The sequence below is a fragment of the Oceanobacillus sp. MO10714A genome (assembly GCF_037072045.1).
GTDB lineage: Bacteria > Bacillota > Bacilli > Bacillales > Amphibacillaceae > Oceanobacillus > Oceanobacillus indicireducens.
In genome coordinates this window covers 1-12364 of the sequence record NZ_JAXHDC010000065.1, presented here as the reverse complement: position 1 = coordinate 12364, position 12364 = coordinate 1, and the positions used below count along the sequence as shown (strand labels likewise).

Here is a 12364-nt window from a genome sequence, read left to right as displayed (position 1 = left end):
TACTAACGGTACGGCTGTAAAAAAGATATTTCCTACTGTATAATTTTTCATTAACTTGCCGAATGCTTTCAATAAATAATCCGTCGGTAAGTAAATAGATCCAGCTTGAAAATAAATACTAACTCCGATTGCAATGAAGTTAAGGCCGACAAACAAGTACAAACCACGCATGAACATATCACCCGGAATGTAGACCAACTGATGAAGGTATAAGAATAAATCAATAAAGCCTCCAAATATAAAAGCGAGGATGAGACTTTGAGCAATTATTTTCAAACTGAGTCTAACTTTCATCAAGTAACTAAGCAGGAAGGAAAACATATGTAATATAATGACACAGACCCCAACGGAAAATGGTAAGATATATGCTAAGTTTTCTCCGGCGGAAGTCCAGGGAGCACTTCCAAAGTTTGCTACAATCATGAAACTATTTCCTAACGCATTAAGTGAGACTGAAATAATATAGATAAATAATTGCCTTGGTTGAATTTACGGACACCCCCAACTAGAAATTTCTATTTAGCTTTCTTCCTTATTCTTCGTTTTGGATATTTCAGGATCATGAAGATGAGCATAATGAAAGAATAAACAATTGCTAGTAGCAGGTACTTGTCACGGATTGGAAAAAGTGATGCAAGTAACATATATGCAAAGAAAGGAATCGTTGTTGTGAAAGCGAGCAGCTTCCAAATAATCTGATACCTTAATTTCCTTTTCATCAGTTTGGCAATTGCAACCCCAACATATGCCATGATGGAAATAAATAGGAATACGGCGATTGTCAGTGGTAAATAATAGAACATAAAGAAATAGATTAATTTTAATATAACTGGCAATCCACCTGCAAGCCCATCTGTCATTTGCAGTTGCAGAACAAGATGTGGGATTGAGACGATAAGAATCAAAATAAATAAGTAGAATACGACGATATCCATTCCGACTCGATTTAATTTGAACATCGCATTTTTATTAGGTAATTTTAAACTATTAATAAATGCATCTATGAGAATCATTGGCTCCATCCTTATTTAAACATACTTATACATCTTAATTATAGATGAAATCAGCAGGAAATGCTCTGATTGTGATTAATTATTTCCAAGGAAACCTATCCAACTAGAATGAATGTTCTGTTAAATCATGCGGTAAATTATTACCCGGGAAATAATTTCGGGAAATTTCGACAAGAAATAAATAGAGGCATTTGGATAAAGTGAAACTTCATTCAGTGGGGTTCCTTCCCTCCCCACTGAATGTTAGTTGAACCGAATCAGGTATTTACGGACTGTATCTCCCCCCTTCACATGTAGGCTATTCTCATGTTTAGAAGTGGGGGGTATTACAGACCGTTAATACGTGACAAAATGATTTCCCAATAAAAATAATAAAAATCTGTTCGTTCGTGTTTGAGATTTCGACCGTTAACCACGAAAGAAAAATAGCTTTCATGTTATGATAAGAGGACAGCATAAAATAAAACTTCATTCAGCGAGCGTTTTATTGCCCAGCTGAATGCTAATGGAGTTAATCAGGGTGTTACTATCCGTGTTCTACTGCCTGAGTAGATTTGATTCCACTTACTTGGATGCGGGCAGTTAAAGAATAGTTGTACCGTGATAATTAGATATAAAATTGAGGTGTATGCCAGAAATGAACAATACAAAAAAACTGACAGAAGGAGCACTCCTAGCAGGAATATATCTTATTCTCCTGTTCGGTACCTTAGTACCTTTTCTATCAACCTTTATGATGGTGCTACTCCCAATTCCCTTTGTCATCTATACGTCCAAACATGGAGTGAAGCCTGGAATGCTTGTAGTTGTCTTCGCTTCTCTTATTAGTATGATTCTGACGGTAATCTACTTACCGCTCACACTGATGATGGGAGCGGCAGGTTTATTAATAGGACATGCAATAAATAAAGAGCGGACTGCTTATGAAACATGGGCTTACGGGACGTTAGGATTTATCGGGGGCCTGTTATTTACGCTTGCTTTCACGCAAGTTCTACTGGGTGTGAATTTCGTCCAGGAAATCGAAACGATTGCAACAGATCAAGTGGATTGGTATATTTCCCTTATGGAAGGGGTAGGTCTTGAATCAGGGGAAGCCGTGGATATGGAGGCATTATTTATCGAGCAGATTCAGTACTTTATTAAGCTCATGCCAGCCTTCATTGCAATCAGCGCGGTGTTCTTAGCGTTTCTAACACAGTGGATTAGTTATAAATTGTTGAACCGAATGTACAATAAAAAATTATACTTTCCACCATTTAGAAGTTTAAAATTGCCGACGTCGATTATTTGGCTCTATTTAATCGTCATTATCGCATCCTTGATCAGTTCCGATCCGAACAGTATTATGTATGTCGGTGTACAAAATGCACTGATTATTTTAGAAATGCTGCTTGTAATCCAAGGATTTTCTTTCATCTTCTTCTTTACGCATTATAAGAAGTGGTCGAAGGTAATTCCTATCTTAAGTATTGTGCTGACCATCCTGTTTCCATTATTTCTCCTTTATTTCGTTAGAATCTTAGGTATAATTGATATAGGGTTAAATTTGAGGGCTCGTCTTCAAAAAAATAAATAACCTTTAATGGAAGCAAAATTGGAGTGAACAGTTATGCCGGAGTTGAAAAGGAAGCGATTATTAGACAATCATATATGGATTATCTATATCCTATCCGCCATTTTGCTTGCCGTCCTTTTTTATTACGAGTGGATAATTGGAATAGTAGGGGCTGTTCTGCTGCTCGCTTCATTAGCTTATAGTATACAAAGAGAAAATAAGCGAATGGAAGAGCTGCAAGATGAAATTAAGCTAATTTCAACACGCGTAAAAATGGTAGGCAAAGAGGCTTTAAGTGAGCTTCCTTTTGGGATTGTGCTTTACGATGAGAACTATAAAATCGAATGGGCGAATCCTTATATGCGACAATTTAATACGGATGAAGCCGAAGTAATCGGTTCTTCACTTAATTTCTTGTCCGAGGAATTAGTTACCGACATTAAAGAAGACAGAAAAGATACGATTGTTCAGTTAGATGAATACTATTTTCATACAAAGATTAATAAAAATGAGCGCTTAGTTTATTTCATTGATGAAACGGAGCGGGAGCAACTGCGTACCGTTTATGAAAATGATAAGACTGTCTTGTTTATCATTTTTCTCGATAATTATGAAGATATTACCTTGCCGATGGATGACACGGCAAAAAGTCTGTTGAATTCAGAAGTCACCTCTCTCATTAATGATTGGGCGAAGCGGAATGGCCTTTATATGAAGCGCACTTCCCAGGAACGTTTCCTCGCAATTGGAACGAGAGAGATTTTAAGACAGATAGAAGAAGTGAAATTCGATATTCTGGATGAAATCCGGGAGATTACCGGGGAACAGAGTACGAATGTCACGCTAAGTATCGGGGTCGGTCAAGGAGACGTTCCATTGCCACAGCTTGGTGAACTTGCCCAATCTAGTCTTGACTTAGCACTCGGCCGAGGTGGGGATCAAGTAGCAATTCGGGATGAAGCAGGTAAGGTTCGTTTCTATGGTGGTAAGACGAATCCAATGGAAAAGCGGACCCGTGTCCGCGCGCGAGTTATTTCCCACGCAATGACAGATCTTGTGAAGGTGAGCGACAAAGTCATTATTATGGGGCATAAATCACCGGATATGGACTCTGTCGGTGCAGCGATCGGGATTTTAAATATCGCAAAAGCAAATGGTGTCGAAGGTTATATTGTCTTTGATCCGGATGATGTGGATACAGGTGTACAACGGTTAGTCGAAGCGATCCAGGCAGATGAAGAACTGTGGGAACGATTCATTGACCCCGATAAAGCGGAAGATATCATTACAAGTCAGAGTCTAATTGTAATTGTCGATACGCATAAGCCGTCTATGGTCGCCGAGCCAGCTTTACTCGCTAAGACGGAATATAAAGTGGTTATTGACCACCATCGCCGTGGAGAAGAGTTTATTGATAATCCGACACTTGTTTATATGGAACCATATGCATCTTCTACCGCCGAGCTTGTGACGGAGTTATTGGAATATCAGCCCAAAACAATTAAATTAAAAATGCTTGAAGCAACCGCCTTGTTATCTGGTATTATAGTAGATACGAAAAGCTTTACGTTAAGGACAGGTTCTCGTACGTTTGATGCAGCCTCTTACTTACGAGCAAAGGGGGCAGATACGGTACTCGTCCAACAATTACTTAAAGAAGATCTCCGTGTTTATTTACAGCGGAGCAAGTTAATCGAACGGACCGAAATCTACCGAGACAAAATTGCAATTGTTGCTGCAGAGCCTGGAGAAACGTACGGCCCTGTACTGATTGCACAAGCTGCCGATACGCTCTTGACAATGACAGGGGTGACAGCCTCCTTCGTTATTTCCGAGCGGGAGGACGGCCGGGTTGGTGTTAGCGCCCGTTCGCTAGGACAAATCAATGTCCAGATCATTATGGAACGAATGAATGGCGGTGGACATTTAACGAATGCCGCAACCCAAATAGAAGATACAAGCGTTGAAGACGTTGAATTATTGTTAAAAGATATCATTGATGAATATTTCGAAGGGAGAGAAACGAAATGAAAGTGATTTTTGTAAAAGATGTAAAAGGTAAAGGAAAGCAAGGGGAAGTAAAAGACGTAGCGGAAGGCTATGCAAGAAACTATCTCTTAAAAAATAAATTGGCGATTGAAGCAACACCAGGAAATTTAAAGGCGCTTGATGCGAAGAAACGTAAGAACGCCCAGCAAGAACAGAAAGAAAAAGAAGAAGCGATTCAATTAAAAGATAAACTTGCTGATTTAACAGTGGAATTGCAAGCAAAATCTGGTGAAGGCGGACGCCTATTCGGATCAATTACAAACAAACAAATCGCAGAAAAGTTAGCAAAAGACTATGGACATAAAATCGACAGACGAAAAATTGAACTAGACGAACCAATCCGAGCTCTGGGCTACACAACCGTACCAATCAAGCTCCACCCAGAAGTATCCGGTTCAATCAAAGTCCACGTCACCGAACAAAAATAGTGGGACTAGGGTCAGAGCTACTGTCCCAGAAAACTCTGATCAGTCGGCCCTGCGACTCACGAATCTCACGTGAGTCCTTTTTACTTCATGAATCAACAAAGAGAGGAGGAACTACCATGGATCAAGGACCAATCGACCGTACACCGCCGCATAATATTGAAGCGGAACAGTCGGTTATCGGAGCAATTTTTCTGCAGCCTGAAAGCTTCTCCAGTGCCTCGGAAATCTTGATGCCGGAAGACTTTTACCGGGCAAGCCATCAACGGATCTTCGCTGCGATGTTGCAACTGGCAGACCGCGGTGAGCCAATAGACGTTATTACCGTTACCACTTATTTAAATGACCGGAAGCAGCTGGAAGAAGCAGGTGGAGTTACGTATCTCACCCAAGTAGCTGAAAGTGTACCGACCGCTGCGAATATTGAGTATTATAGCCGTATTGTAGAAGAGAAGGCATTGCTGCGCCGACTCATTCGTGCCGCGACAGATATCGTAACTTCAGGATTCGAGCGGGAGGACGAGGTCGATGACGTTCTAAATGAAGCGGAGAAGACCATCCTCGAAGTTTCCGGAAGAAAAAACAGTGAAGGCTTTAAAAATATTAAAGACGTCCTCATCGACGTTTACGATAAAATTGAGCAGCTCCATGAAAATCAGGGAGACATAACCGGTGTTCCAACTGGTTATCAGGAACTGGACCGAATTACGAGTGGCTTCCAGCGCAACGACTTGATTATTATTGCCGCCCGCCCTTCTGTTGGTAAGACAGCTTTTGCTCTGAACGTCGCGCAGAACGTTGCGGTAAAAACAGCAAATAATGTCGCGATCTTCAGTCTTGAGATGGGAGCGGACCAGCTCGTACAGCGGATGCTCTGTGCTGAGGGAAATATTGATTCCCAACGACTTAGGAGCGGCCAGCTCCAAGCAGACGACTGGGGCAAGCTGACAATGGCGATGGGTTCTCTATCAAATGCCGGGATTTTTATTGATGATACACCGGGTGTTCGTGTCAGTGAAATCCGTTCGAAATGTCGCCGGTTAAAACAAGAACATGGTCTTGGAATGATTATGATTGACTATTTACAGCTTATCCAAGGAAGCAGCGGCTCCCAGGAGAACAGACAGCAGGAAGTTTCCGAAATATCTCGTTCTCTAAAAGGACTGGCAAGAGAGTTGGAAGTGCCTTTAATCGCACTATCGCAGCTTTCCCGTGGTGTCGAATCCCGTCAGGATAAACGCCCGATGATGTCCGACCTCCGGGAATCTGGAAGTATTGAGCAAGATGCCGATATTGTTGGTTTCCTATATCGTGACGACTACTATGACTCGGAATCGGAAAAGCAAAACATCATCGAAATCATCATTTCCAAGCAACGTAACGGTCCAACCGGTACCGTTGAACTTGCCTTTGTAAAAGAATACAACAAATTCGTTGACTTGGAATATCGCTACAGTGAACAAGACATTCCCCAAGCACCCGTCCAAGCATAAAGCACGAGCACAAGCCTCGTGCTTTTTTGACTTGGAGTGGGCCAGTGGGGTCAGAGCATTTGTCCCATTTGACTGGGACAAATGCTCTGACCCCACTGGCCCCGCTCTCCGACCAAATAGGTACAGACAGATTGGCAAAAGTACGTTAAAATAGAGGAAAGCGTTACATGAAAAGGATGTGGCAAAAATGAATCAAAAAATATTAGTTGTAGATGATGAACAACCAATTGCAGATATATTAAAGTTTAATTTAGAAAAGGAAGGCTACCAAGTGATTGTCGCCAATGACGGTGACGAGGCAATACGTATGGCGGAAGAGGAAGACCCCGAACTCATCCTCCTCGATATTATGCTGCCAAATAAAGATGGAAATGAAGTACTGCGTGAAGTAAGGAAAACAAAGAGTATGCCGATTATCATGCTGACCGCAAAGGACTCGGAAATCGATAAAGTACTCGGCCTGGAACTTGGTGCGGATGACTATGTGACGAAACCATTCAGTAACCGCGAGCTCATTGCCCGGGTGAAGGCGAACTTGCGTAGACAGCAGTTACCGGAAGAAACCGAGAAACCGACGAAAAACATCGTTATCGGAAGTCTTACCGTTTACCCGGATGCTTACGTTGTTTCCCGTGATGGAGAACAAATCGAACTGACCCACCGGGAGTTCGAATTATTACACTACCTTGCACGTCACATTGGACAAGTTATGACCCGAGAACATTTACTTGAAACCGTATGGGGTTATGACTATTTCGGAGATGTGCGTACGGTTGACGTTACGGTGAGAAGACTGCGTGAGAAAATTGAGGAGAACCCAAGTAACCCGGCCTGGATTGTGACACGGCGCGGAGTTGGTTATTATTTACGTAATCCTGATCAGGAGTAGTTGTGATGCATAAAGTCGGATTTTTTCGTTCGATACAATTAAAATTCATTATTATTTATATTCTCTTGCTGATACTTGCTGTCCAGCTCATCGGAACATTTTTTACCGGGCAGCTTTCCAAAAACCTGGAAGAAAGCTTTAAGGACAATGTCTCCAGCCGAATGGAACTTCTTAGCTATAATCTCGAACGTGTTTACAACCGTGAACAGACGGAAACGGAAGAGGGAATGAGTCCGGAGGCAGAAGTTCAAGATATTGTTAATGAGCTCAGCACCGATGACCTTACGAACGTAATTGTCGTAAACAGCCAAAGTAGAATCATCGGTACGAACAATAATCTCGTGGAAATCAATCAGCGGATTACGAGAGATATCATCCAACAGGTGCTTTTCTTTGATATGACAAAGGAAGATGATTTCATCAATGAAAACGGAGAATATGTTTATGTTCGCGTCGACCCGATTCTTGATAATGAGAACAACGTAGTCGGTGCGATTTACTTGGAATCGTCCTTAGAGGGCGTTTATAAGCAGCTGGATGAAATTAATAAAATCTTTTTACAAGGGGCATTACTTGCGGTTGCAATCTCTGCCATTATTGGGGTGCTTGTTGCCCGCTCGATCACGAAGCCGATTAAGGAAATGCGCAGACAAGCCCAAGCAATGGCGAAAGGTGACTTCACCCAGAAAGTAAATGTATATGGAAAAGACGAAATCGGTCAGCTTTCAGAAGCATTCAATGACTTGAACAGCCGACTGAGACATTCCTATGCAACAATTGAAGAAGAACGCTTTAAGCTCAGTTCAGTGCTATCCAATATGTCAGACGGTGTTATTGCAACCGATCAAGAAGGATCAATCACGTTAATCAATGAAGCTGCGGGAATTCTCCTCGGGAAAAATCCGGACGATTTGATTGGTGATGATTTACTTGATGTTTTACAGCTTGATGAAAAGCTTGTCGATATATCTGAACTCCGGGAGAATAGCTCGATGATTATTGATTTCAGCGATGATCACCAGCCGTTTCTCATCCGAACTAACTTTTCCACAGTAAAAGATGACCAAGATGCAATAAATGGTTTTATTACTGTGTTGAATGATGTAACGGAAGATGAAAAGGTTGAACAAGAGCGCAGGGATTTTGTTTCCAATGTTTCTCATGAATTGCGGACACCGCTTACGACGATGAAAAGTTATCTCGAAGCATTGGCGGACGGAGCTTGGGAAGATAAGGAAATCGCACCGAAATTCCTTGAAGTTACCCAAAATGAAACCGACCGGATGATCCGGATGGTGAATGATCTTCTCCAGCTTTCCAGAATGGATGCAGAGGAATACCAGCTCCACAAGGAAGAAACAGATTTTATCGATTACTTCCACCAGATCATCGACCGTTTTGAAATGAATTTGCCGGAGACGACGACAATCAAACGGGAATTGCCGAATAAGAATTATCAAGTATGGATTGATAAAGATAAGATGACTCAAGTACTTGATAACATTATTTCAAATGCGATTAAGTATTCTCCAGAAGGCGGCAAAATTGTTCTCCGGGTAGAAAATAAACGCCATTACTTGCTCATCTCGGTGCAAGACGAAGGGATGGGAATTCCTTACGACCGATTGGAAAAAATATTCGACCGCTTTTACCGGGCGGACCGGGCGAGAACGAGGAAGCTTGGTGGTACAGGCCTTGGACTTGCCATTACAAAAGAACTCGTCGAAGCTCACCATGGACGAATCTGGGCGAAAAGCAGAGAAGGTCATGGGACAACGATTTACTTTACACTCCCACTCATTAAGAGGAAGCGGAGGGACGTCAGATGAAATTCGAAACCGTAAAAACATTCATCCTCATTGTCTTAATTGGAATCAGTATTCTCTTATCTTACACGCTATGGAGTTATCAACCGAACTCCAACCAAACGATTAGCAGTGAGTTTGTAAATAGTGAGATTGATGCAGGGGGATCAAATGACGAAACGAAGCGGAGTCTGATTAAACCTGTAGATATTATTTTCCACACTGACGCAGGTTATTTTGGATTTCAAGATTCGAAATCCAAAGATCAAATGTTTCATCAGATGCAAGATTGGGTTATTTCCAATTATGAGGTTCTTGATAGTGAAGAAGCGACTGAGCGCTCCCCGGAAAAAATAGAACTCATATTTGCCGATGAAATTCCTATGAAAGTGCTCGGCACACTGTTTAATTTTGGGTCAGATGATATTATTTTTCCGAATTGGTCGATGAAGCGGATATACATTAGTTTTATTCATGACAGTAAGTCCTTACAGCTGGAGTTTAGTTCGGATACTTCCGACCAGCGTGCCGTCGCTTTGATTAATGATGCAGAGATCTATGATCAATTATGGCGCAACACGGAGACCTTGGATAAAGAAACATATCAGGAATACCTTGTTATAAATGAACAGACAAACCCGGTATATATTCCAGCCGGCAAGATAAAAATGGATTCCTATTCTATTACACCAACTCAAATTCAACCAGCTTTGTTCGTTAATATCCTATTCACGAATCCTGCTGTTGTACGGGAAACCAACTCACAGACGATTGGAGAAGCTTATTTTACGGATAACCGGCAGATGAGTGTCTATCAGAATGGCAAACGGATGGAATATATTAGTCATATTTCACCGTCAACTGACGAACCGGATCGTGTTATTAGTGAACTGGATTTGCTTGATCGCAGTATCAACAATATTAATAATCATAGCGGTTGGACGTATGCATCTCGCTTGAACCAAGATTATCGCTTGGATGATGTTAATTTGAATAACAATCAAGTAACATACCAAATGTATTATAAAAGTTATCCCGTATTTAATATTCATAAGCTCGCCACCATCCAGCAAAGATGGGGAAATTATCAAAATGGTATGCAGCTGATTGAATATGACCGGCCGCTTTATTTATTCGATAGTGAATTCAAACTGCGAGAAAATGAACTGCCATCGGGAGAAAACATCATTGACCTTTTAGAATCCGATGTGGATGTTACGATGGAGAATATAGAAGATGTTAAAATAGGCTATGAACTGAAATATCAGCAGGATGAACAGGATAGTGAATACTTTGAGATGGTTCCAGCTTGGTACAAAAAGGAAAATAATTCATGGCAAAAAATTATATTTGATGAAGAAAAGCAACCAATGGGAGGGAACTAAGGATGCAGTGGGGAAATATTAAGACATTATTCATCCTTAGCTTCCTCATCCTCAATATATATTTGATCTTTGCCTTTATCGACCGACAGCAAGATGTCGGATATCTCGACAATCAGGAATTACCGATTGAAGACCAGCTCGCTTCAGAACAAATAACCGATGATTCAAAAGCGGTTGATGTAACCGAACTTGCCTATATATCGGTCGTCCAACGGGAATTATCAGATAAGGATCTTGAGGAATTGGATGAATTAGAAGGTCAGACGATAGAAGTTTTTAATAATAATTTAATTATAAGTCAATTGGATAGTCCGGTTAAGCTTTCACCGAATAAGTCCAAAGATGCGCTGGAAGCGGCGGTTCTCCCTCACGTGCTTTACGGGGACGAATATGTTTTTGCCGAGTGGAATGAGGAATTGAATATATTGATGTTTTTCCAAGAGAAGGAAAACCGGCCCATTTACTATAATGAAAATGGCTTGCTACTCGTCTTTCTGAACGATGATAATGAAGTAACCCACTATAGCCAGACGATTCTTGGAAAGGCAGAAGTGCAAGGTGAGCCAGTGCAGTTGAACCAGCCGACGCAGGTGATCGGTCAGCTTTTCAAAGCAAATTATTTACATCGTGGAGATAATGTGTCGGATATAGAAATCGGCTATTATTCTCGGATTACCGCAGAAGGTATTCAAGTATTTGCCCCGACATGGAAAGTGTCAGTGAATGAGGAGCGCGATCATTTTGTCAATGCGATAGAAGGCCTCATTTATGAAAGCAATCAGACGGAATTTTTACTGAACGTCATTGGTGAACATATGATGCGGGTGAATATATTGGATGAGGAAAATGATTTAAGGGAAAATTTCTTACCTATTCTAGAAGAAAGATTAGAGTTAGATAATCGGAGTGAAACAGAATGAGTTTACGCTTTAGTGTACTCGCATCAGGGAGTACAGGGAATGCTTTTTATATTGAATCGAAAAAGGAAAAAATCCTTGTCGATGCGGGTTTGAGTGGGAAGCAGATTGATTTGTTATTTGAAAAAGCTCATCTTGACCCGAGCGAGCTTTCCCGCATTTTAGTAACCCATGAACATAGTGATCATATAAAAGGGCTTGGGATAATTGCGCGGAAATATAATTTGCCGATCTATGCAAATGAAAAGACGTGGAAGGCGATGGAGCATTCGATCGGAAAGCTTACTGTTGACCAAAAGTTTGTTTTTAACCGGGAAGAAGTTCAAACCTTTGGTGATATGGACATTGAATCTTTCGGTGTCTCCCACGACGCTGCGGAACCACAATTTTACACGTTTCATAGTGGCGGAAAAAAAGTAGCGCTTGTTACGGATTTAGGTTATGTGTCGGAACGGATTAAGAAAATAGTGGAAGATGCAGATGCTTATATTTTTGAAGCGAATCATGACGTGGACATGCTACGGATGGGAAGATATCCATGGAGTGTAAAACAACGCATCCTAGGCGATTCTGGTCATGTGTCCAATGAAGATTCAGGGCTCGCACTAGCTGACGTCATTAACAATAATACGAAGCGAATCTATCTTGCTCACTTGAGCTTGGACAATAATATGAAAGACCTTGCCCGCATGTCCGTCTCCCGTATATTGGAAGAACGCGGCATCCATATCGAACTATGTGACACCGATCCAAAAGAACCAACCCAATTATATGATGTAGTGTAATATGAACAGGCTAAGCAGGAATCCCCTGCTTGGCCTGTTTTTTTG

11 protein-coding genes are annotated in these 12364 nt (G+C 41.3%); 9 read left to right on the top strand and 2 right to left on the bottom strand.

What is annotated here, in order from left to right:
• Together SPD53_RS18335 and SPD53_RS18330 are read right to left on the bottom strand one after the other, a co-directional pair.
• A partial coding sequence (locus SPD53_RS18335; protein WP_336253408.1) for a hypothetical protein occupies positions 1 to 423 on the bottom strand: 423 nt, incomplete at its 3' end.
• 92 nt (positions 424 to 515) lie between these two features.
• Positions 516 to 1013 carry a DUF1189 family protein gene (locus tag SPD53_RS18330; protein ID WP_156855349.1) on the bottom strand — a complete coding sequence of 166 codons (498 nt, stop codon included), beginning with the start codon at positions 1011 to 1013 and terminating at the stop codon, positions 516 to 518.
• 637 nt (positions 1014 to 1650) lie between these two features.
• Between SPD53_RS18330 and SPD53_RS18325 the strand changes: the two genes are divergently transcribed.
• The 9 genes from SPD53_RS18325 to SPD53_RS18285 all read left to right on the top strand — a co-directional run bounded on the left by SPD53_RS18325 (position 1651) and on the right by SPD53_RS18285 (position 12319).
• Positions 1651 to 2592, top strand: a complete 942-nt coding sequence (locus tag SPD53_RS18325) for a YybS family protein (RefSeq protein ID WP_188856947.1) — start codon at positions 1651 to 1653, stop codon at positions 2590 to 2592.
• A 33-nt stretch (positions 2593 to 2625) separates the two neighbouring features.
• Positions 2626 to 4602 carry a DHH family phosphoesterase gene (locus tag SPD53_RS18320; RefSeq protein WP_156855351.1) on the top strand — a complete coding sequence of 659 codons (1977 nt, stop codon included), beginning with the start codon at positions 2626 to 2628 and terminating at the stop codon, positions 4600 to 4602.
• Complete coding sequence (gene rplI / locus SPD53_RS18315) at positions 4599 to 5048, top strand: 50S ribosomal protein L9 (protein WP_156855352.1); 450 nt, start codon at positions 4599 to 4601, stop codon at positions 5046 to 5048. Before SPD53_RS18320 ends, rplI begins: the two co-directional genes overlap by 4 nt.
• Positions 5049 to 5164: 116 nt before the next feature.
• Positions 5165 to 6538 (top strand): replicative DNA helicase, encoded by a 1374-nt coding sequence (gene dnaB / locus SPD53_RS18310; protein WP_156855353.1) that lies wholly within the window; start codon positions 5165 to 5167, stop codon positions 6536 to 6538.
• A 187-nt stretch (positions 6539 to 6725) separates the two neighbouring features.
• On the top strand, positions 6726 to 7427 hold the full coding sequence (yycF, locus tag SPD53_RS18305) for a response regulator YycF (protein WP_156855364.1): 702 nt from the start codon (positions 6726 to 6728) through the stop codon (positions 7425 to 7427).
• Between the two features lie 5 nt (positions 7428 to 7432).
• Positions 7433 to 9256, top strand: a complete 1824-nt coding sequence (walK, locus tag SPD53_RS18300; protein WP_156855365.1) for a cell wall metabolism sensor histidine kinase WalK — start codon at positions 7433 to 7435, stop codon at positions 9254 to 9256.
• Complete coding sequence (locus tag SPD53_RS18295; RefSeq protein WP_336253407.1) at positions 9253 to 10617, top strand: YycH family regulatory protein; 1365 nt, start codon at positions 9253 to 9255, stop codon at positions 10615 to 10617. The genes walK and SPD53_RS18295 overlap by 4 nt, the downstream gene beginning before the upstream one ends.
• A 2-nt stretch (positions 10618 to 10619) precedes the next feature.
• Entirely contained in the window at positions 10620 to 11537 is a 918-nt protein-coding gene (locus SPD53_RS18290) for a two-component system regulatory protein YycI (RefSeq protein WP_156855367.1), read from the top strand.
• Complete coding sequence (locus SPD53_RS18285; RefSeq protein ID WP_188856943.1) at positions 11534 to 12319, top strand: MBL fold metallo-hydrolase; 786 nt, start codon at positions 11534 to 11536, stop codon at positions 12317 to 12319. The genes SPD53_RS18290 and SPD53_RS18285 overlap by 4 nt, the downstream gene beginning before the upstream one ends.
• Positions 12320 to 12364 lie beyond the last annotated feature (45 nt).

What these genes read in the sequence shown, in the direction of transcription:
- walK (WP_156855365.1), top strand. Translation starts at nt 7,433, where the DNA reads ATGCATAAAGTCGGATTTTTTCGTTCGATACAATTAAAATTCATTATT.
- SPD53_RS18325 (WP_188856947.1), top strand. Translation starts at nt 1,651, where the DNA reads ATGAACAATACAAAAAAACTGACAGAAGGAGCACTCCTAGCAGGAATA.
- SPD53_RS18295 (WP_336253407.1), top strand. Translation starts at nt 9,253, where the DNA reads ATGAAATTCGAAACCGTAAAAACATTCATCCTCATTGTCTTAATTGGA.
- SPD53_RS18320 (WP_156855351.1), top strand. Translation starts at nt 2,626, where the DNA reads ATGCCGGAGTTGAAAAGGAAGCGATTATTAGACAATCATATATGGATT.
- dnaB (WP_156855353.1), top strand. Translation starts at nt 5,165, where the DNA reads ATGGATCAAGGACCAATCGACCGTACACCGCCGCATAATATTGAAGCG.
- rplI (WP_156855352.1), top strand. Translation starts at nt 4,599, where the DNA reads ATGAAAGTGATTTTTGTAAAAGATGTAAAAGGTAAAGGAAAGCAAGGG.
- yycF (WP_156855364.1), top strand. Translation starts at nt 6,726, where the DNA reads ATGAATCAAAAAATATTAGTTGTAGATGATGAACAACCAATTGCAGAT.
- SPD53_RS18330 (WP_156855349.1), bottom strand. Translation starts at nt 1,013, where the DNA reads ATGATTCTCATAGATGCATTTATTAATAGTTTAAAATTACCTAATAAA.
- SPD53_RS18285 (WP_188856943.1), top strand. Translation starts at nt 11,534, where the DNA reads ATGAGTTTACGCTTTAGTGTACTCGCATCAGGGAGTACAGGGAATGCT.
- SPD53_RS18290 (WP_156855367.1), top strand. Translation starts at nt 10,620, where the DNA reads ATGCAGTGGGGAAATATTAAGACATTATTCATCCTTAGCTTCCTCATC.